Source organism: Flavobacterium sp. 22659 (genome assembly GCF_052044235.1).
Lineage (GTDB): Bacteria > Bacteroidota > Bacteroidia > Flavobacteriales > Flavobacteriaceae > Flavobacterium > Flavobacterium johnsoniae.
Genome location: NZ_JBQEMU010000012.1, coordinates 124,921 through 147,216 on the forward strand (window position 1 = coordinate 124,921; position 22,296 = coordinate 147,216).

A 22,296-nucleotide genomic window follows, 5' to 3' on the forward strand; every position below is an offset into this window, starting at 1 on the left:
TTGGAATACTTTGTCTTTATGGGTTGATTACGTCTTTATAAGATTAAAAACTAATACATGAAAAAGCTTAAAAAAACGATTTCATTACCAGAATAGCTGTCTGAAATGTTAACTTCCTTTAGAATTTATTTCGTTAGTAGCAAATTTACTGACGTAAAACACAAAAAACAATACCTGATATCATGGTACTTTGCTATCAAAAAACAGCTTTTTAGAATCGAAAACTCTTTAAATAGTAACCAAATTAATACCTAAAACTTATTCAGAAAAGATTATTTAATTGTATCTCTTTTTCTTGAATTTGAAGAAGAATGGCCTAAAGAATCTCTTTCTCTTGATCTTCGACGTTCTTCGGGCTTCAAATTTTTAAGTTCACTTTCTTCAGAAAAAGTTGTGTCTTCTTTGAATTTTCCAGTAGAAATTTCGAAATCGTCTGCTGTACCCGTAATTTTCATAGGGATATTGATAAGACCCATTGGCGGTAAACCTAACCTGAAACCAACATTTATTTTACCATCCATTGTAACCTGCCCTTCCAGTTTTCCTCTAAAACCAGCCATTTTCATAGTTGTAGGCGTTATAGTCATTACATTATTTTTTATGACAGAATGTATTGCAATTTTATTAAATGAAGCCTTTTCTAAGTCGGCGGCATCTGCTTTTTTGGCTACATGATTTAAAAGCTTAAAGTTTTTAAATTTAATATCTTCAAGAGTCAGTGTTCCTTCTCCGTCAATAGATTTAAAATCAATATTCATATTTTGGTCAATACTTCCGCCAAGCTGATAATCAACAGATACCAGACCATAAGCATCTTTAGCCATACTGACTAATTCTGCAAAAATTGGAATTTCTGCGTAAGCACGCTGAATATCAAAATTGCTGGCTTTAAAATTTGCATTGTATTTAGCTAAAAGACGATGCTGGGCTTTATAATCACCTGTCATCTCTATTTTGGTTCCCGCCATATTAAAAGCGGCCTGATTGACCTGAACTTTTCGGTCATTAACCGTCAGGATTCCATTAAAATCATTAATCTTATAAGTATCAAATTGAAGATTATTGACTTTTGCCGTAATTTTCAAATCGGCTGTACTTGGAATTCTTATAACGTAATTTTTATTTTTAGCACCAGTATTTTTGACAGCTGTATTTACAGACACAGAATCTGTTTTCTGCAATGCTTCCTCCTCTGCTTTTTGGTCTGTATATTTAGCAATCATGTCAAAAAACTCGTTTGCATTAATATGATTACTAGAAAGTTCAATGTCGGCCTTAAGCTTTTCATTAGATTGGCGTAAATACTTTCGGTTAAAAAGGTATCGCAAAACATTATGAATGTAACCGTTTAATACAATATCAGATTTGCCATATGTAGCATTAAAATCTTCAAATCGCATTTTATCTTTAAAAAACTTAAATGTTCCTTTAGAAATTTGAAACGTTTCCGGAAACATGGCGCTCTTGATTACTACGTTTTTAGCTTCAAGCTTTCCGCCATTTTTGATATTGTCGTAATTTTTGGCATCTAAATCTTTTTTAGAACCTTTAGCGATAAGATTGGTCTGAATTATTCCGGAAACAGTAACATCCTTAATTGGGAAAATCTGAGTTAATTTACCAACATCTAAAGTTCCCTGAGTTTTGATATTATAAACTAAATCATAAAGATTATTGACTTCTCCCTGTACTTTAAAAGGTGATCCTGCCAAAACAAATTCAGCTGGCTGTAATTTTACATTTAAATCTTCTCCTGTTCCTTTATTACTGGTTAAAGCAGCACTAACATTTATATTCTCAATAGGAATATTAGGAAACTTAAGCGATCTTAAATATCCGTTTTTAATATTTACTATTGTTTTTGATGATGGATATTTTTTCTGCTTACGGTTTAAAATTCCGTGCATGCTTACTTTTAAATTTAAATCACCTTTTACTTCCAGACTGTCTAAAGGATAAAATTTATGTATCGCAGCTAAGTCAATTTTTGATTCTAATTCTGTATCTACGGTAAATGGATACAATTTATGAAGTTCAAAACGTCCGCGGACAAAATTATCAAGGGCTTCTACATTCAAATTGGTTATTTTACCCGTAATATTTCGTAAAATACTGTCTTTAGCCGTTAAGCTTAGATTTAGACTTACATTTTTTACAGCGTCTATTTTTTTGATATTTTTTAAATACCCATTTTTTAAACTTACGTTTAGCTGAAATTTTGGAATACTTTTAATGATTGTATCTATTTTATTTAAGCGCTGGCTGAAACCTAAATCGCGCAAAAATATTCCATCGGCTTTTAAGTCAAGAGCAATATCACCACGAATATCATTCTTGTTGAGATTTAAGGCTTCTTTAAATTTAGCTGCATCTAGATCTGCTTTTACAGCAGTTTTAATTTTTAGCTTTTTAAAACCTTCTGAATGAAAACTGGCTGTTGTTTTCTTTTTATCCAGATTAAAAGACAGGTTGTCTAAATCAAATTTTAATTTATTGATATCTAAATCCCTAACCTGTGCTTTGGCAGAGATATTAATATCTTTTAGCGGTTCTTTAATTTTTTTATACGCAATGGTACCGTTATTAATTTGCAAATCTGCCGAAACAACTGGCTTTTCAGATTGATCCTGCATGTATTTACCGCGTGCAAAAATTCTAAAATCAATATTACCGGTAATTGTCATTTGTTCACGCCATTGGTCATAAGCCGGAGGTACAAGTGAAAGCATTTCTTCTAATGTAGAATTTTTAGACTGCATGCGTAAATCAAAATCATATCCGCCTTTTATAAAGGCAAAATGGCCATTAAACGAGAACGGAAAATTTTTAATGCGAATAACATTTCTCTCAAACTTAAACTTAAGTGCCTTTGCATCTATATATGTTACAATTTCAGCATTTATTGGTTTGCTGCGGACATAATCAACTCCATTTAAGCTAAAATCGAATGTTTTTATTTTTACATTAGAATTAAGATCAAAAATATCGGCACTTAAATCTCCTGTTCCTTTATAGTTAAGATCCTGAACTTTAAATTTTAAAAGCGCACTTTTATCATTGTAAGATATATTGGTTTTGTTTACCACGACCTTTTTAATTTTAAATTCGGTTTGGGTGGTATCAGAAGATTTAGAGGGTTTTATAATATTAAAATTTGCATTTCCTTTAGGATCTATTTCCAGGTTTAAATCTGCATCATCCAAATAAACAGCATCCAAAATAATTTTACCTTTTAATAAACTATAAAAATTAACTCCAACAGCAGCTGTTTCGGCCTTTACAATATTTGAAGAAGTAAATTGAACTTTTTTGTTCACTATATTGACATTTTTGGCATATACAATTAATGCCGGAAAATGTTTAAAAACAGAAAGTCCAATTTCATCAAAACGCACTTCTGCATTCAGGTTTTCATTAGCGATACTTTCTATTTTATCTGTTATTTCATCTTTAAAAATATAGGGAACAATTGTCAGGACTAATATTAAAAGTAAAAATAGTGCTGCAAAAACAATTGCAGCTTTTTTTAAAAACTTCTTAATCATTATTTGGGGGCGTATCTGTTAAAAATTTAAAAATAGAGATTTAATAATAAAGGATAAATATTGACTATAATATTAACTCAAATATAACAATTCTCAATTACTACCTACTGAATAAAGCTCGTTAAGCAGCTTAAAAAAATCGTTTAAATGCAGGGATTGGATTTTTACGTACGTAAAAACGGACTTTATTACTCCTTATGTAAATTATTATTAATCAATTTTACATTAGCAAATTAATCGCAAAAAAAACGTACAAAAATAACAGGACTATCTGCGGTTAAATATTCATAATAAAATTTTTGAAAATTAGAAAACGCTCTCTTTTTCAACACGATAATAACCACAATTTATTAACTATTAATTATTTACTAACCTTTAAAATTAAAACAATGAAAAGAATCTTCAAATTAGCAAGTATGCTGTTTATTACGGCTTTAGTGTTTAATTCCTGCGAAAAGGAACAAGATCCAGATGCGTCACAAGCTCTTAACAAAGAAATTGCTGAAGCGGTAAAGGATGAAGCTCCAATTGTGAACAACGTATCTGAAAACGCTTCTACGGCAAAAGGCAGTACCGGTGCCAGAACTATCACTCTGCAAACCAACACATTATCGTGTCCTGGCGGTTTGTGCACATCGTACGGCGTTTGGTCAACAGGCGTTTACACGGTTTGGTTTACAATGAAATTTAATAATGGATTTTATTGGAGCCGAGGCGGTAAATGCGGCTACGGTATATTAATTGGTGACCAGAATACGGGAGGCGATCCGGGATGGGATGGTAATGGCGGAAGTGCCAGATTTATGTGGTACTGCCCTAATGGATCTAACAGCGCTAAAGGAAGCGGAGCTTATTTACAGCCTTATGTTTATTACAAAGACCAGCCGGGACAATATGGTAACGATTTTGGGAAAAAATACTACATTCAGGAAGGAGTTACATACAACTGTCAAATATCTGTTAAGTTAAATACAGGATCAAATACAGACGGATACGTTAAGTATTATGTCAATGGTACTGAAATCTTAAATGAAAAAATCCGCTGGGTGACTAACGATGCTAAGCGAAATGTTAATGCAGTAAGTCTTCATACTTTTAGAGGCGGCAGCCAGGAATACTGGAAAGCTCCTGTAACAAGTTCTATTTACTACCCTAGTGCATCTTGGGACGCTTTGTAAATTATAATATATTTTTAATTCTATATGCCCGTTTCTTAAAGGAACGGGCATTTTTATTATAAAATCATCTAATAAAAAAATGACAATTAATTAACGCAACTATGTTTCATTAATTCCAAATTAAAAACTAAATTGCTGAAAATTTAAATGAAGCAAAATGAACAGACGCAGATTTCTTAAAGGCTCAACTTTATTAAGCGGATTGGCAGTTATGAGCCCAACGGTTATCTTTTCAAATGATTTGGAATCCATTTCAAAGAAAAATAAAAAAGCCAAAAATATTATATTTCTAATCAGTGACGGAATGAGCACTGGAACTCTGCAAATGGCGAATTTATATTCGCAGAATATTTTAAATAAAAATGGAAACTGGATGAATCTTTATGCAGAAAATAAAGTTTCCAGAGCCTTAATGGATACAGCTTCTGCAAGCTCGGCAGTAACTGATTCTGCTGCGGCAAGTTCTTCTTTTGGAGGCGGATATCGTGTTCGAAATGGTGTTTTAAATGTTGGACCAAATGGCGAAAAATACCTTCCAATCTGGCAGAAATTCAAAAATGCAGGAAAAAAAGCAGGCTGTGTTACCACAGTTACTATTACACATGCAACTCCGGCAGGATTCTGCGTGAACTCTGACAGCAGGAATGCTGAAAACGAAATTGCAGAAATGTACGCTGGTTTAGGATTAGATGTACTGATGGGCGGCGGAGATGAATTTTTTAATCCCGATAAAAGATCTGATAAAAAAGATATTTATAAAATCTATCAGGAGAAAGGGTATCAAGTAGTAAAAGATAAAGCTGAACTGGGAAATTTGAAAAAAGGCGCAAAAACTCTTGGAGTATTTTCTACAGGCGCATTACCTTATTCTATTGACAGAACCAATATTCCGGAATTACAGCATACACCAACGCTTGCCGAAATGAGCAAAGCTGCAATTGACCAAATGAAAGATCACAAAGACGGTTTTGTTTTACTTATAGAAGGCGGAAAAGTAGACTGGGCAGCACATGCAAATGATATTGCAGCACTAATACACGATCAGCTGGCATTTGATGAAGCTGTAAAAACGGCCATTGATTTTGCTGAAAAAGATACAGAAACGCTTGTTATTATAACTACAGACCACGGTAATGCCAATCCGGGGCTTATTTATGGCACAGATGCAACAAAAAAGTTTAACAGCATTGCCGATTATAAATACACTAATGAATACATTTTGAATGCTATTCACAGTAATTTTAATTTACAACAGATAAAAGACTGGATTTACCAAACCAACAAAATAAGTCTAAGCGATCAGGAAGCACAGCATTTACTTGATTTTTATTCAGGTTTGGAAAAAATGGAAGACGGATTGTACAATTACAAAAAACTTCCTTTTAAAGCTTACTCAGAAATACAAAAAAAGCATAATAACATTGGATGGATCAGCATGGATCATTCTGGTGATTATGTAGAGTTAGCTGCTTTTGGTCCCGGAAGTGAACTTTTAAAACCTTTCGTAAAAAATACCGATATGCATTATTTAATGCTCGAAGCCGCAATGCAGGATAAATTATAAAAGATTAATTTCGAGATATAAAACAAACAGCCGGACAAGTTTTACGGCTGTTTTTTTATTTATCAAAAAAACGAAAAATCTTTTTTTGTTTAATAACCTTATCCAAAATTGTATTTTAGCTTTTATTTCTAATTAAAATGACAATTTATAATGTCATTGAATCTATATTAAACAGCAGATAATGGAACTTAAATTCAGCCACATCGATATCTTGGTTAAAGACCTTCAAACCGCTTGTGATTATTACCAAAAAACTTTGAACGCCCAGATTTCAAAGACATTTACATGGATGAGAGATGATCTGCATGTTATGTATGCTGTTGTAAAAATGAATACAGAGCATTTTATGCTGGTGCAGCCTTTTTCCGGAAACCTTAAAAACCTGCTGGATACAAAAGGAGAAGGCACAATTTATAGACACTGCTACTCTACTCCTGATATTGAAAAAGCTTTTGACGAATTAACTGCCAATGGTGTTCAGCCTGAAGATGAAAATGGAAATCTCATTTTAAGAGAAAATCTAAATTCTCCAAGCGGCATACGCATTATCTGGCTTCCAAAACGTTTTGGAGAATTTTCAATTGAAATACTGGAAGAACAAGGTTTAAAAGAATTTATGCACGAGGCTTTTCAATAAAAAACAGTATTTTATTTTTACTTCATTTCTTTTAAAATGCTTTCAGCAACTTTAGCATAATCATTATTATAGTGATGTGAGCCTGGTATTTGTATCGTTTTTATATCCGATTCTGCAAAACGCTTACGGGTTTCAGGATCTTCTTCGGTTCCAAAAAAACAAACAGGATTATACGCCTTAATTTTTTTAATTTCAGAAATCACATCGTAGTTGTCTTTTGAACTTCCCAGACTCAGCATATCGGCAATATGAATTTCAAAATCGGCTTTTACATCTGGCGATAAGGAATACACACCTTTTAATTTTTCTTTTAAAGGTTCAGGAAAATTAGCTGCCGCAAATGGAACAACAGAAGCTCCAAACGAATAACCGGCAAGTATAAACGTCTTTTTATTCCATTGCTGTAAATAATGTTCTACAGCTTTAGAAATTGCCGCAGAAGTTTCTAAAGGCGTTTTGGCAGTCCAAAAATATTTCTGAGCGTCGAGTCCTATTACAGAAATTCCTTTCTCTGCCAAGGCTTCACCAACCGACTGATCAAAGCTTGTCCATCCGCCATCGCCTGAAATTAAAAAAGCAATAGGCAGATTTTCATCTTTATTTTTTGCAGGAATTAAAGTTAAAGGCATTTCAAACGGAAGCGGCGCCAGGTTCTGCTCTTTCAATACAGGATTTTGTTCTGCTTTTTGTCTGGCGTAATTAGGCGTATTTAGAATTTCTTTGTAAGCCTCAATAAACTGCGGCAGCCAGTTTTTGGTAACAGAAAAACCATGCCCAACTTTTGAAAGTGTAATTAATTTTCCTTCTTTCAGCCCGTCCATATATTTTTTAGTATCTGCATAATTGCAAACCTGATCTGTTGCGCCCTGCAAAACGATAAAAGGTGCAGTTAGTTTTTTTGTTTTATCAAGATAATACGCTTTTCCTTCTTTTAAAACATGAGAAGTCAATCCGGAACCATCACATAAAGTTCGGTCAGTTTCTATGTCAGGACAAAATCCTAAAGCCACCGCACCGCTAAACGTATTGGCAGGAGCTTGTGCCAGCATTCCGTATACAAGAGTTGCTCCGGAAGAATACCCAATTAAAACTGGTTTAAAATATTGTTTCAGCTTTAATTTCTTTTGCAAAATAAGACTCAATTCTTCAAAATCTCCTGCCGGATAATAGCATTTGGTTTTTTCTTTTTTAATAGCTTTAAAATAATGCTGAATATCAATACCTGCAACCAAAGCACCCTGATCGACTATGTTTTTAGCCATTTCGACAACGCCGCTGTTCCATCCTCCATCACCGGAAATAAACAAAACAACAGCATTTGGAGCTGTTTTAGGTTTATAAAGAGTTACTTTTCCAAATGCTCCCACACGAATAGTGTCTTGCACAGAAGCAAAAACAGCCGTGCTGCAAATAAAAATCGACAAGATTAATATTATCTTTTTATTCATCTTACTTGGTTTTAAATATTGAACAATTAAATGCTGTTATTTAAAAAATTATGGTTTGACTACTTTGTTTAAAACCAAAGGAGCCTGCAGTAAATCATAATCATGAGAATACACTAAATATTTATTATACCATACGGGAGAGAATTTTTCTTTGTAATCTCTTAATCCTTTGTAATGTGAGAAATATTTAATTCGTTCGTAGGCAAATTTCATTGATTTTTCGGGAAAAGTATTTGCTTCTTCAATGCCGCTCATAGCTGCTAATCCTAAATTTACAGCAGTACATTCCTGAGATTTTAAATACGTAAATAACTCTATCAAAATAAAATCGATGATTCCGTTTGGTGCATCGTCAGTTTTACGAATTAAGTCGTATGTTCCTTCGTTTTTGACATAATCCGGAATTACGTTTAAAAAAGCGACAATTTTTTCTTCGGGATTTTCAACTGTAATAATGGTCTGGTTTTTTAATTCTTCCCATTCAAATCTGCCTTGCGAAAAAACAAGCTCACTTCTTTCTGTACTTTTAAGCCATTCATCACTCACAGCTTTTATTTTTTGCAGCAGTCCGTCTTTTATTGGCGCAGTATAAACGGTGGTTTTAAACCCTTTTTCTTTCACTTTGTTTATGGCGTTACGCAGTGTTTTTTTTGCGCTTCCTTCTAAAGTAAATGCTGCTAAGTCAACAACACCCTCCTGCCCTATAAACAAACTTTTCTTTTGCAGAGAAGTAAATACATCCAGGTTTTCTTCGGGAACACGATAATATATACTTCTTAATCCGTTGTTATAACAGTATCTATCAAATTCTATAATACATTCCTTCATTTCAGCAGCAGATTCTGCAACCGGATTTTCTAATACTACAGCAAAATTATCGGCGGTACGATAAGCTAAAAATGCTTTTCGGTTTTGAGTAATAAAAATAGTTTTGTCGTCGTAGGTTTTAAAATAATCTAAAGCAGAAGCTCCGTATTGTTCTAAAATAGCATTTGCGGTCATGAAGTCATCTTCAACCGCTTCTTTTTTAATTGTATACGGACGAACTAAAGCATAAACCAAAAACCCTAAAGATAAAAACCCGCAGATGTTTATAGAAAGTAAAAAACGTTTGGCAAAACGATCTAAAGGAACTAAATCTGAGTTTCCCATTAAAAAGTAATTCTGCAGTCCGTATTTTATAGATTGAAGCCAGTCAAAATCAATATTAAAGTGTTTTTTATCCAGAAAATAAAACCCTAAAATACTGTAGATTAAAACAGCTGCAATGCTTATTAAAACTGTTTTTAAACCTATGCTCTGCAAATGTGCATTGCTTTTTATGTAATATTCTTTTCTTGTTACGATTAGACTAACCAAAACCATAAGCGCAATTAATGCCTCTTCATAATCGATTGCTTTTGTTATATTTCCCACAACAGAAATACTTGTCAGTAAAATAGCAGACCACCAGGCAGTTCGTAATCCTTTGAGCAAAAAAGCAGCATTAACAAGCATGAATAATCCGGCGGTTATTACAAAATAATTGGATACTTTGATAGCCGAGATTGGTATTATATTTTCTAAAACATGCAGACGTTCAGAGATTGCGGGTGTTAAAACCGAAATAATATTAATTAATCCTAAAGCAAAAAGAAGAAATGACGGTACTATACGCATTAACAGCTTATTGGCACTGAATATAAAAAGCGATGCTCCGGCAAGAAGCGGAATCCAAAATTCAAAAAAACGATATAAAAAAGTAATGGCTATAGCATTAACGTTTGTAAAACCAAACTGTATCAAGATAAAACTCATCGATATTTCTATAGCGCCTAAGCCGCGAAGAAATGGCGAAACAATCAGGAAAATAACAGAAATAATATAGCCCATTATCGCTGCAGTTAAAGACGGTGTAAATCCCAGAGCAATCATTGCCACATACAAATGCGCTATTCCAACAAACTCAATCAGCACCGAATTAAAAACAACCTGCAGAAATTTACTTTTTACAATTCTGTTGTTTCTTAAGTCCTCCATAAATACTTCTGCAGATGGAAAAAACTTAATGATAAATCTGTAGATGGATCCTTTCTTTAAAACAGAATCATAAATAAAATACAGTATAAGACTTAATCCTGCAACGGCCCCAAATGCATACCATTCTCCTGATCCGGTGGTTCCTTCAAAAAGTGAATACAACAAAGCCGGAATTGCCACTATTATTACAGACAGAATTCCAACGAAACCGTATACAATTGACGCAAAATGAATTTGAGTGGGTTTAACACCCTTCTTTTCGATAGGTTTGGTAAAAAAAGCTAAGGAAGAAATTCCTCCTGCCGGAAGAAAAACGCTTATAAAATTTCGTTTCAGAAACAAAATCACAGCATCTTTAAAAGAAATTTTACTTTGTACAGCCTTAAATGATGCATAATACATGAATGCCTGAAGCAGTATATAAACAGCAGCAAGTATAACACCGCATAAAACCCAGAAACTGCCGGCATTTGCAATTACATTTTTTACTTCTTTTAATTCTGAATTTTCGTGTTTGATAAACCAAATTCCAATTCCGATAAAAAAAATAGTAAAAATAAATTGTCTGATAATTTTATCATTTTCGCGAAGAAAAGAAATGCCTTTTCTTTCTTTAAAAAAAACAAGAAACCGATTCGAAATGGCTTGTACCTTCATATAAATACTAATAAAATAAGCGAATGAAAATCAAATCTTAAGGTATATAAATGTACGATAATTATTGCATCGGTTTCTTCTTTTTACAAAATATTAAGAGCTTTTACAAAAGTCTGCCAGCCGCGCATGGTATCAATAAAACGTTCACAGCTCTACAGAGATACAATAGGTTTTAACAGAGGCGCATCCTGATTTAAAGTTAAAAAGCCAGACGTTATGTACGCTGGCTTTTTAAAACTGATAAAATTGAATGGGTCAATTATTTCTGATCTACAAAAACGTATAATTTCTGTACTTTTCCGTTTTCAATTACAAACAAATCCATACCGCTTACAACAGCTGGTTTTTCTTTTGAACCAAACTGCCAGTACAATCGAACAATGTTATGATTTGTCTCTACTGATTTTGCAGTAAACCTGAAATCCGGATTTTTAGTTTGAAGTTCTACAATAAACTTACTGATATCTTCAATTCCTTCTGCAATAAAATGACGGTCGACCATTTCAACATTAACCGCATACACTTGATTTAATAGAGCTTTGCGTTTTGTTTCGTCTTTTTCATTCCAAATTTTAAGATGATTTTCTACTATTGCCGTGTTCTTTTTAGAATCGAAATCGTCTGGAGAAACTTTTTTCACTGACACATTTTTTGGCGACCATAATATAGTTTTAGGATGTGATTTTTCATATCCTTTTCCGTTTGGATATGAAACCAGTTCCATTTTAGACCCCCAAGGTGTTTCAAAATAAACCCAGGTTTCTCCTGCTGTATCTCCAGAAGGCATTGTAAAAGGTTCTCCTAAGATTTTTACGTCTTTACTTTTTAAATACTGCACTGCGGCATTAATATCATTTACATAAAAAGCAATATGCGATGCTCCAATATCATCTGTATTAGGATGCGTTTTACTTCCTTTATTATCTGCATATTCAAACACTTCGATGCTTGCTCCGTTTCCTGCATTGATCATTTTTATGGTAACGGCTCCAGTATTAGGATTTATATGATTTAATTTTTTCCAGTCGGCATCAAGCGGAATTGGTCCTAATTGTGTTACGGGTGTAAAACCCAGTACATCGTTAAAAAATGTAACGGCTTTATTGAGATCCGGCACATTAATGCCGACATGATCAATTCCAACGATTCCTGCAGTAGTTTGTGCGGCTGTTTTTTCTGAAGCAGAAAAAAGCAGTATTAAATTAAGTATTGCCGCTGCTGAAGTCTGTACTTTTTTATTTGATTTTTTATGAGTTGTTTTCATGATTATTTAAATGTCTTGTAAATTATTAAATGTGTTTAAAAGGAAAATTAATTAGTGTAAGCAGCTACCCATTTTGCTTTAATAGCAGCACGGGCTTCTATAAATTCTTTATCAGTTCCCTGAGCAATGGCATCAAGCGGAAAACGAAGCGGTCTCTCTCCTTTTTTCATACTTACCAATTCCAGAATACCATCGGCAATAGTCTGCGGATTCATATCGAACTGTGCCATTTTGCCAAATAATGCTGTGCCCAATGCGTTGAATTTTTCTGTTGCAGCTTCGCCGTATTGTTCTATAATTTCTGTTTTATCAGCATAAATACCCGCTTTCGATCCGTTATTCATTTCTGTTGGATAAACTCCAGGCTGGATGCTTACATTTTCAATTCCGTAATCAGCAAGTTCGTCTTGCAATCCTTCTGTAAAACTTTCTACTACAAGTTTTGATGCGATATACGGAACCATAAAAGGAAGTGTGTGTCCGCTTGCTCCGGTTGTAATATTAATGACAAGTCCGTTTCTTTCTTTTCTCATAGAAGGAAGCACCGCCTGATACATACGAAGTACGCTGTAAACGTTTACATCGAACATTTTACGAACCTGATCGATCGAATAACCTTCAAGCAGACCAAAACCGCTTACTGCTGCATTGTTAATCAATACATCAATTTTGCCGTATTTAGTAATTACTTTTTCGATGGCTTTGTTAACTGATGCATCATCAGTAACATCGATATCTACTACTTCAATGTTTTCTACTGCTCCCAGTTCTTTTGCGGCTGCGGCATTTTTATCATTTGTGTTGCGCATTCCTGCAATTACTGAATGACCAGCGTTTGCTAATGTTAAAGCTGTTAATTTTCCAAAGCCTGTACTTGTTCCTGTAATGAAAATTGTTTTTGACATGATTTCTAATTTTTAAATGTTTATAATGTTTGTTTCTTTTGAACATTACAAAGTTGCGACGAATGCAAAACCTGTACATTGATTAGAAATAAGTAAAAACTTGATCTAGATCAAGAGTTTGAAGCAGGCATAAAAAAAGGAGCTTTAAAAGCTCCTGATGATATTATTTTTTTGCGGTTTGTTTTCGAATACGGCTTAGCGTTTCTGGTGTCATGCCCAGATATGAGGCAATCATGGTCTGCGGAATCCTCGAAGCAAATCCCGGATATTTATTTATAAAATTCAAATACTTTTCTTCCGCCGTTAAAGTCAGTGAAGCCTGAATTCTGTTTTGAGCGGCTATAAAACTTCTTTGCAAAATAGTATTGACCATATTATTAAATGCCGGAATTTCTCTGCACAGCAGTTCAAAATTCTCGTGAGTAAAAAGAACAAGCTCGGTATCTTCTATAGCATCTATATTAAAACGTGACGGCTGCTGCATCATTAAACTCTCCCGGTCGCCTGTCCACCAGTTTTCTATACTAAAACTGTTTACATGCTCGCTTCCTTTATCATCAACAGTATAAGTTCTAACACAGCCCTGAGTAATAAAGGCGTCATATTTCCAGACATCTCCTTCCTGAAGCAGATATTGTCTTTTACGAAGTTTTTTAATAATAGCAAATGATTGTATACGTTCTGATTCTGCCTGTGTCAGTTCAGTTTTATCTTCAAGGTATTTTTGGAATATTTCATACATAGCATGTAAAATTATATAAAAGAGTCTTTATCGGCAAATTTGATTTTATGAGAAGAAGAGATATTGCAAGAAAGTTAATTCTAGGAATTTTCGGCACAATAAAAACCTTTACTCATCGTTAAATATCTGTAGTGCTAATTAAAAAAAATGTGCTGTATTAAATTTACTGCAGCAAATGTTAAATATCAGTAAAATCAAGGTCTATGTAAACCTTTTTGATTATATTTGTGTATAACACTGCAGAAAAACCTACTCTGATATTTTTTTAAAAGTTCTATTTAAAATAAATGTTCACTTAACGGTTGCCGAAGGTCAAAAACAGCTGTATTGAATAAAAGCTTCGTTCTGAGATGTTTAAAAATTGTATAATACCTAAATAGCCCCCAAGACTATGAAAAAAATTACTCTAATGATTTGTTTACTGCTGACAGCTGCCGGCGTAAACGCACAACAAGAAAAAGGAATTATTGGTTACAACAACTGGCTGGACAACTGGACAGAATTTAAACCTCACAAGTCCGAATCTAAAGATGCAAATCAAATTTTAGCTGGAAACATTACTGAAAACACAAAACTGATGAAAAGAAACGTATACATTCTTCAGGGAAATGTTTATGTAACAAACAATGCAGTTTTGACTATTGAGCCAGGTACAACGATTATTGGCGATGTAAGTACTAAAGGTGCTTTAATCATCACTAAAGGTGCTAAAATAATGGCAGAAGGACAAGAAACTGATCCAATTGTGTTTACCTCAAACAGCAGCATGAAAAAAGCTGGAGACTGGGGAGGTTTAGTAATTCTTGGTGATGCTCCAATTAACAAATTTGGAAGCGTTGGCTCTTACAACATGGATCTTGATCCATCTCTTACTGTGTATGGTGGAAATAATACAGCATCAAACTCAGGAGTTTTAAAGTTTGTAAGAATTGAATTTGCTGGTAAAAGAGTAAAAGGTGCTGATACTTTTAACGCATTGACTATCGCAGGTGTAGGTAACAAAACCGTTATAGAAAATATCATGGTAAGTTACTCAGGCGGTGATTCGTTTGCTTTTTACGGCGGAGATGTAAATGCTTCTCAGTTAGTTTCATACAAATCAATCAATGATGATTTTAAATTTACACAAGGTATACAGTGTCGTTTGTTTAATTCGTTAGCAGTAAGATCTTCTTACTTATCAAGTAACAAAGACGGATCTAGATGTTTAGAGGTTAAAGCATACGAAAAGAAAAGCGAAACTGACTTTACTAAAAAATCTACATTTGTTTCTGCTACAAACATTACAATGCTGAATGACAGCGAAAAAATTAAAGCTGATATTCAGGCTGGTTTAGTAAAAGAAGCTGTTTATGTTGCTGAAAATGCTTCTTTAGAATTAAAAAGGAGTGTAGTTTCTGGATTTAATCCTGCGGTTTTAATTGACAGCAAAACTGAAATCAATGCTGAAAACCTAAAGAAAATCAAATTTGAAGAAATGTTTTTCAACCAATGCAGCGGTAACATTTTTGCAGAAAACAAAAGCGACAATTCAGATTTAGAAAACTGGTATGGAAACAGCGTTTTCTTTAACGTTTATTCACAAACGGATAATAAAGAAACTTTTGTTGACGTATACAATGCAAAAAGACCAGATTTTAGACTTCAATTAGGAAAAATTACTGCTTCAAGCGGAAAATAATAAAGCTTTTTAAAAAGCAATAAAAAAGGAACTGAAATATCAGTTCCTTTTTTTTATTTACTACTTTCCTGCTCCTCTTTAATCCTTTCGATTCCCTTTTTATAATTTGTTATTTCAAAATCCGGAAAACGCTTTCTAAATTTCGAATCATCAAAAATATTATCATGTTCATATCTCGGCAGCAGTTCCTGTAACTCTTTCATTCTTTTATTAAAAAGCGACCCTATTTTAAATACAAACTTAGGAATAACAGTATATTTTAATTCTCTGCCATAAATATTAGAAGCCAATGCGATGAACTCTTTATAACTAAGATGACTTTCATCGACAGGCAAATGCCAGGTTTGATAAAAAGCATCTGGAGTATTTCCTATTAATGCTGTCGCCCTGCTTGCATCAGGCGTCCAAATAAGGCTTCTTTTCTTCGCATCGCTCAAAGGTACTTTTAGCTTTTTATGTTCCTTAACTGCCTTGAAAATTAATGTGTTCGTGATACTTTGTGTTTTATCAGGTCCATAAAATTCAGGTGCACGGCAAATTACAGCTTCTAACTGACCTGACTGCATTTCACTTAAAACCATTTCAGCCATCTCTTTTCTAATTTTCCCTTTCCTTCCCACAGGATCAAAAACTGTTTCTTCTGTAAGGACTCTGTCATCCTGCGGATACATATATGTATTATCAAAAAATACGAGTTTTGTTTTGTTTATTTTACAAGCTTCAATTGTATTTTTTAAAATCAGCAAAAATTGTTTTTCCCATAAATCAGAATCCATAGGAAGTCCCAATGTAAAATAAGCAATTTCACTTCCCTTAACAGCTTCAACAGCCTCTTCCCGATTGATTAAATCTGCTGAAAAAACAGTATCTGTATCATTAACTTTTTGAGCTTTTCGACTTACAATTCTAATATCTGAAGTAAAATTCCTTTTTAGTTCTCTTGCAAGTTCTTCTCCTATCTGCCCGCTGGCACCTAATATCGTCTGCATCTTATATAGTCTGTTTTATTTATGTTAATTCAGTATTGCAATCAATTCCGTAATAGTCCGTTTATATCCAAATCTAACGAGCTTATCAATATTTTTTGGAAATTAAATGTCAAATTTTAAGCAGCATATAAAATAAAAGCCCTCATTTAAATAGAGGGCTTTTTACTTTATTTTTATAAAACTATCTCCAGCCTAATGCAGGAGCAATATGTTCTAAAATTGAAGACAAAATATGTACATTATAATCTACACCCAAAGTATTAGGAATTGTAAGCAGTAATGTATCTGCTTCCTTAATCGCTTCGTCCTGACTCAGTTCTTCGATTAGTTTGTCTGGTTCGGCTGCGTAGCTTTTTCCAAAAACAGCTCTTTTATCACGTTCGATATAACCAAAACTGTCAGCTCCTTTGCTTTGTCCGCCAAAGTAATACCTGTCCTGTTCATTAACTATTGCAAAAATGGAACGGCTTACCGAAACTCTTGCTTCACGCTGATGTCCTGCTTTTTCCCAGGCTTCCTTATACAATCTAATCTGTTCTGCCTGTTGAACATGAAAGGGTTTACCGTTTTCATCGTACTTAAGGGTAGAACTTTGAAGATGCATACCATTTTCAGCAGCCCAAACGGCAGTTGCATTCGATGCAGCTCCCCACCAAATTCGTTCTCTTAATCCTTCAGAATGCGGTTCAACACGTAACAATCCCGGCGGATTTGGAAACATTGGATATGGATTAGGTTCTGCAAATCCTTCACCTTTAAGTCCTTCTAAAAAATCCAATGCTTTTTTTCGTCCCATATCGGCATCAGTTTCACCAGCCATTGGTTCGTAACCAAAATAATGCCATCCATCAATAACCTGTTCCGGTGAACCTCTGCTTATTCCCAGTTGTAAACGTCCCCCTGATATCAAATCGGCCGCGCCAGCATCTTCCACCATATACAATGGATTTTCGTACCGCATATCGATTACTCCTGTTCCTATCTCAATTTTGCTTGTTTTTGCACCAATTGCAGAAAGCAAAGGAAAAGGCGATGCCAGCTGCTGCGCAAAATGATGCACACGAAAATAAGCTCCGTCTAAACCAATTTGTTCTGCAGCTACCGCTAAATCGATAGATTGAAGCAGTGTATCAGCAGCTGTACGAGATTGATATGATGGATTATTTGACCAATGCCCAAATGATAAAAATCCTAGCTTTTTCATAAATGCTTCCTTTTTTTACTATATCAAATATACGCATCAAAAATCAATTTTGTTACTAATTTTTACAGCAAACACGGAGTCTGTTTTATATTTGAAAATTTTTTGGATCATAAAGCATTGCAGTGCATAAACAGTTTTTTCTGTCCTTACTTTTTAAAATAGGACAATTGACACAGGTTTTGCAATTATCCCAAAATTCTTCGTCACTGGGGAGTTCTGAATATGTTACAGGTTCAAACCCCAGTTCATGATTCATTTTCATTACCGCAAGACCAGTTGTAAGGCTGAATATTTTAGCATTAGGATATTTTTGAATACTAAGTTCAAAAATCTTTCTTTTAATTTTTTTCGCTAATCCGGTATGCCTGAAATCTGGCGCAACAATCAAACCAGAATTTGAAACATAACGGCCGTTTTCCCAAGAAGAAATAAAGGAAAAACCTGCCCATCTTCCGTCTGCTGTAAATGCAATAACAGCTTCTCCCTTTTTCATTTTTTGTTCAAGAAGTTCCGGCGAACGTCCGGATATACCCGTACCACGTGCTATGGCCGATAGTAATGTTACTTCACAAATTTCATTTATCCATAAAATATGAGCAGGTCCGGCAGTTTCAATACTAAAATCAACTGCTTCTTTAGATACCGTATAAGGCAAAATTGCAACGGTTTCTTTTTTACGCTTTATAGTTTTCATATCAGTTTAGAAAATTTCTATTTGTAATACTACTCTATCGAAATTCAAATGCGAAACTCAAAACAGCTAAACTATTTGTGAGATCAGCAAAAGAGCGATAAAGAAAACTATCGTAAATACCATTAAATTGATAATTCTGTTTTTATGCTGCAGAGATTTATTAGATAGATACGCTTTTGTGATCTCTTTACTTCTGGTTTTATTCCCTTTCATAGTACTATTATTTTGCTTTTATTTTTAAAATAAAAAACAAATGATATGCCAAAACATTTTAGGGTAACAAAATACATTGATTATCAATATAATAAAAAAGACAGTTTATTTTCTATTTATAAAAGCCTATCAAAATGATAAAACAGCTGCTCAAAATGAAAAGATAATTGAAAACAAAAAGTAATTTATTAATTTTCACAACATGAAAAATACCATTTTACCCTTACTTATTATCGCTTTAATTTTTAGTTCATGCAATACAAAACAGAAACCAGATACTGATATTTCAATTTTATTTAAATATGAAAAATGTGTTGCTTTTGATTTTAAAAATAAAACAGTTAGAACATTTTACCGCGGACAAGAAAATCTGGACACTATTTTATTTACTAAAAACGACAGTATTAAACTGCTCAGTTCTATCTCTAAAAACAAAATAGATGAAATTAGAGGTGATTACAGTTATCCTGAATGTTATTGGCTTATGCCGAGTTCTGAAGATCAAATTGAATTTTTTAAAGAAGGCAAAATCTTAAATACTATTAGAATTAATTACAGACCGAATTGTTCTGATACTAAAGCACTGTCAAATAAGGAAATGAGAAATAGAGCTTTTGGAATTGATATCAGAAATTTAGTTTTAAACAAACCTTGTTTTAAAAGAGCGATGGATACTTTAAAAGTATATCGAATTAGAAAAAAAGGAATAATTTAATTTTCAAAAATGACGCGGAATGATGTATAAAAAAAGAGAGCTGTATAAGCTCCCTTTGTATTTGATATTTTGTTTTAGCAGTTTCTGCTAAAAATTGCATTCTGATTTTTAATAATAAACTGAAAGCATGATTTTAGAATCTGAGCTGTCAATTATTTTTTCAAGTCTTTTAAAGAAAAGTTCACTTACCATTGGGCAGCCGTGACTGTTTATTATGTAGTATTCTTTTTCATCGTCTGGAACTTCTTTGTAGCAATGCAGTACGATAGCTCTTTTTAAAGCATTGCTGTTCGTTTCATCCATACCGCTCAATCTGAATGCTTTTCCGAAAACACCTTTATAAGGTTTTTCTACACAATAACGGCCTAATGATGTGCAGTTAGAATTTGGGGCATTGCTAAATTGAAGAATATCACCTTTTATTCCGGTTTCTGACCCTGAACCATGTGCAACTAGTCCTTGATCGATAATTTGGTTATTTTGTAAGTCGTATACAAAAAAACGATTTTTACCTGATTTGATTTTCATATCTACAAGAAAAGCAATTTTCTTATTGTAGCCATGATTTGAAGCAGTAAATGTTTTGATTTCATTTACATGCTCTGTAAGTCTTATCATTTCCAGTTCAGATAAAATTTCTTTATTGTCCGCAGTCTTGTAAGTGGTAAACGAACTTAAAGAAAAAAGCAGTGCCATAAAAAATATTCTCATATTAAGACAGTAAAATTAAAGTTAAAAGCAGTTTGGGACTCCTATCAAGTTTTTTGACATTGCAAAATTATGCACAAATTTTACAGAATTCCCATGTTTGCAGTGTTAAATATATTATAAATATTTGAAAACTTGACGTTTACAGCAACTTTTAACACTTTTTATGTGATATTTTGAAATTTTGAATCAAAAAATCTTATAAAATATTCTTCAAAAAACATTTTTTATATCAAATTCTAATTACTTCATACACATAGACATATCAAAAAAATCAATCTTCTTTTGGCTTAAAACTGCCTTCTCCAGGGTATTTAATACTGTCTTTTATTTCTTCAACACGTTTAGGATCAAATTTAGGCAGCTGCAACTCATTTTTTTCTTTCCATTTTTTAACAGTTTCTGCAACTGCAGCGGCTTTTTCATTTGAAGGTGAACTATCTTGAGCCATATACAATGTTTGAGACGGATAGGCTAATGATGTTCCGCTTGCTTCTATAATATCCATCATTCTAAGCAAGATATCTTCTTGTACTTCTTGAGAGATATCAAAATTTAATGCTTCTATATATGCCGTAATTTCAACTTTTAAAGCATCTGCTGTTATTCCTGTAAAACGAACTATAGGCGGAGAATTTAAAACTGCAGGATGAGCATACAGCAAAGATCTTAGTTCTACTAAAAGATAACGCATTTGGTCAGGAGTTGTTTCCATCCTAAAGGTAAATACCGGATTAAATATAAAACGGTCGCGATGGGCAAAATTTTCTATTTTACTAGCCGATAATTGTCCGTTAGGAATAGTTACAATAGTTCTAGCAGAAGTACGAAGTGTGGTAGACCGCATTCCAATAGACTCAACTGTTCCTTTAATATCATCAACCCGGCAGTAATCGCCTACTCTTAATGGCTGATCTGCAATAAGGCTGACGCTGCCAACAAAGTTTTCTATAGTTTTCTGTGCTCCCAAAGCCAGGGCGATACCTCCAATACCAAGTGCCGCAAGTCCTGCCGTAACATCTACACCAATAATTCCGAGAATTGCAATAATTCCAACAAAAACAATGGCAGCTTTAGTAGTACGGCTCAAAAACAAAATCGCCGATATGGCAGAAATTCGGCCTTTCCTGCTCATTCTGCTTCGCGCAAACATGCTTACAAAATCGGTCATTCTCCAAAGCAGTATTAAAAAAGCTACGATTCCGATGGTGATTATAATAATACTAAAACGCTGGCGGACGACTATGGAAATTCCCATGCGCTGTGTAAACGCGACAAACAAAATCACGGTAAGATACATGTGAACCGGCAGTGTTAATGCCTCTATAATTGCTGTTCCGTTTTCTGTATCGGCTTTTTTCCATAGTTTTTGGATCACAAAACCTATTACGAAAATTAATATTCTGGCCAATAAATAGGACAAAATCGTCATGACAACTACTACTGCCCAATGACCTATAGGAACGTTTCCTAATTTTCGTTCCTTTAAATAATGCGGAAGAATACGATCTAAAAAAGTTTTTTCTCCTCTAATATCAGCTGAAAGTATTGATTCTACAGTTTCTGCAGAGAAAAGCCATAATGCGGGCTGGCTGTCATCTGATTGATTTTCTAAATAGAGCTGTATGGTTTCTTTACCCGTAGAAATATTTCCTACAAGATCTACACCCGTTGCCAGATCATCGTCTGTCCGTCCGGTTTCTTTATTGCTAATAATGGATGACGGCGAAAGATTACCGCCCTGATCTAAAAGCTGTTGAAATGTTTTTACTATGCGTATTCTTTCGGTTGCTTTGCGGTAAGAGCGTTTACTTAGTACAAGATACTGGCTGGCACGCAGGTAATTCTGCTCGCCAATAGCTTTAATAAATCCATTAACTGTTCCTTGAGGTGTTCTTCTTCCCAAAGAATCTTCCGGGACTTTTACCGGTTCTTCTGTTGTAGTTTTTGCTGAACCCAATAATTGGGCTGTAACTGCATTAGAATTTATCAGTAATGCTGCTAATAAAAGCAAAGAGGACAGTAAACGCTGGACACTTAAAATCATGCTTTCTTATTTTAGAATACTAAAAATAAGAAATATAGAAGAGAAAAGAAATCTTTCTACAGGAAAAAGAAGCAATACTTTTTTTA

At 33.8% G+C, this 22,296-nt stretch carries 16 protein-coding genes; 5 read left to right on the forward strand and 11 right to left on the reverse strand.

Going from position 1 to position 22,296, the window contains the following annotated elements:
* Nucleotides 1-272: 272 nt before the first annotated feature.
* Nucleotides 273-3,545 carry an AsmA family protein gene (locus tag ACTJIW_RS13695; protein WP_440716770.1) on the reverse strand — a complete coding sequence of 1,091 codons (3,273 nt, stop codon included), beginning with the start codon at nucleotides 3,543-3,545 and terminating at the stop codon, nucleotides 273-275.
* 389 nt (nucleotides 3,546-3,934) lie between these two features.
* Here ACTJIW_RS13695 and ACTJIW_RS13700 point away from each other — a divergent pair, with 389 nt between their 5' ends.
* The 3 genes from ACTJIW_RS13700 (at nucleotide 3,935) to ACTJIW_RS13710 (ending at nucleotide 6,924) form a co-directional block, all read left to right on the forward strand.
* Nucleotides 3,935-4,723, forward strand: coding sequence for a polysaccharide lyase (locus ACTJIW_RS13700; protein ID WP_012025172.1), 789 nt, complete (start codon nucleotides 3,935-3,937; stop codon nucleotides 4,721-4,723).
* Between the two features lie 157 nt (nucleotides 4,724-4,880).
* A complete protein-coding gene (locus tag ACTJIW_RS13705) occupies nucleotides 4,881-6,287 on the forward strand; it encodes an alkaline phosphatase (RefSeq protein WP_440716771.1) in 1,407 nt (468 codons plus the stop codon).
* Between the two features lie 181 nt (nucleotides 6,288-6,468).
* A complete protein-coding gene (locus ACTJIW_RS13710) occupies nucleotides 6,469-6,924 on the forward strand; it encodes a VOC family protein (protein ID WP_440716772.1) in 456 nt (151 codons plus the stop codon).
* Nucleotides 6,925-6,941: 17 nt separating this feature from the next.
* Here ACTJIW_RS13710 and ACTJIW_RS13715 read toward each other — a convergent pair whose 3' ends face one another.
* The 5 genes from ACTJIW_RS13715 to ACTJIW_RS13735 all read right to left on the reverse strand — a co-directional run bounded on the left by ACTJIW_RS13715 (nucleotide 6,942) and on the right by ACTJIW_RS13735 (nucleotide 13,959).
* Complete coding sequence (locus ACTJIW_RS13715) at nucleotides 6,942-8,372, reverse strand: AcvB/VirJ family lysyl-phosphatidylglycerol hydrolase (protein ID WP_440716773.1); 1,431 nt, start codon at nucleotides 8,370-8,372, stop codon at nucleotides 6,942-6,944.
* 48 nt (nucleotides 8,373-8,420) lie between these two features.
* Nucleotides 8,421-11,048 (reverse strand): bifunctional lysylphosphatidylglycerol flippase/synthetase MprF, encoded by a 2,628-nt coding sequence (mprF, locus tag ACTJIW_RS13720; protein WP_440716774.1) that lies wholly within the window; start codon nucleotides 11,046-11,048, stop codon nucleotides 8,421-8,423.
* Nucleotides 11,049-11,307: 259 nt separating this feature from the next.
* Nucleotides 11,308-12,312: a VOC family protein gene (locus ACTJIW_RS13725; protein WP_440716775.1), complete on the reverse strand. Its 1,005-nt coding sequence runs from the start codon at nucleotides 12,310-12,312 to the stop codon at nucleotides 11,308-11,310.
* Between the two features lie 47 nt (nucleotides 12,313-12,359).
* Complete coding sequence (locus ACTJIW_RS13730; protein ID WP_012025178.1) at nucleotides 12,360-13,217, reverse strand: SDR family oxidoreductase; 858 nt, start codon at nucleotides 13,215-13,217, stop codon at nucleotides 12,360-12,362.
* Between the two features lie 163 nt (nucleotides 13,218-13,380).
* Nucleotides 13,381-13,959, reverse strand: a complete 579-nt coding sequence (locus tag ACTJIW_RS13735; protein ID WP_073409510.1) for a Crp/Fnr family transcriptional regulator — start codon at nucleotides 13,957-13,959, stop codon at nucleotides 13,381-13,383.
* Nucleotides 13,960-14,350: 391 nt separating this feature from the next.
* Between ACTJIW_RS13735 and ACTJIW_RS13740 the strand changes: the two genes are divergently transcribed.
* Entirely contained in the window at nucleotides 14,351-15,640 is a 1,290-nt protein-coding gene (locus tag ACTJIW_RS13740) for a hypothetical protein (RefSeq protein ID WP_073409508.1), read from the forward strand.
* 53 nt (nucleotides 15,641-15,693) lie between these two features.
* Here ACTJIW_RS13740 and ACTJIW_RS13745 read toward each other — a convergent pair whose 3' ends face one another.
* The 3 genes from ACTJIW_RS13745 to ACTJIW_RS13755 all read right to left on the reverse strand — a co-directional run bounded on the left by ACTJIW_RS13745 (nucleotide 15,694) and on the right by ACTJIW_RS13755 (nucleotide 18,527).
* Complete coding sequence (locus tag ACTJIW_RS13745; protein WP_440716776.1) at nucleotides 15,694-16,629, reverse strand: NAD-dependent epimerase/dehydratase family protein; 936 nt, start codon at nucleotides 16,627-16,629, stop codon at nucleotides 15,694-15,696.
* Nucleotides 16,630-16,810: 181 nt separating this feature from the next.
* Nucleotides 16,811-17,833, reverse strand: a complete 1,023-nt coding sequence (locus ACTJIW_RS13750; RefSeq protein WP_440716777.1) for an LLM class flavin-dependent oxidoreductase — start codon at nucleotides 17,831-17,833, stop codon at nucleotides 16,811-16,813.
* Between the two features lie 85 nt (nucleotides 17,834-17,918).
* Entirely contained in the window at nucleotides 17,919-18,527 is a 609-nt protein-coding gene (locus ACTJIW_RS13755) for a GNAT family N-acetyltransferase (RefSeq protein WP_440716778.1), read from the reverse strand.
* Between the two features lie 415 nt (nucleotides 18,528-18,942).
* On the opposite strand from ACTJIW_RS13755, the gene ACTJIW_RS13760 reads away from it, so the two are divergent.
* Nucleotides 18,943-19,455: a hypothetical protein gene (locus ACTJIW_RS13760; RefSeq protein ID WP_012025184.1), complete on the forward strand. Its 513-nt coding sequence runs from the start codon at nucleotides 18,943-18,945 to the stop codon at nucleotides 19,453-19,455.
* Nucleotides 19,456-19,563: 108 nt separating this feature from the next.
* Here the strand turns inward: ACTJIW_RS13760 and ACTJIW_RS13765 are convergent, their stop codons facing one another.
* Together ACTJIW_RS13765 and ACTJIW_RS13770 are read right to left on the reverse strand one after the other, a co-directional pair.
* Nucleotides 19,564-20,166, reverse strand: a complete 603-nt coding sequence (locus ACTJIW_RS13765; protein ID WP_440716779.1) for a murein L,D-transpeptidase catalytic domain-containing protein — start codon at nucleotides 20,164-20,166, stop codon at nucleotides 19,564-19,566.
* 271 nt (nucleotides 20,167-20,437) lie between these two features.
* Entirely contained in the window at nucleotides 20,438-22,210 is a 1,773-nt protein-coding gene (locus ACTJIW_RS13770; protein WP_440716780.1) for a mechanosensitive ion channel family protein, read from the reverse strand.
* Nucleotides 22,211-22,296 lie beyond the last annotated feature (86 nt).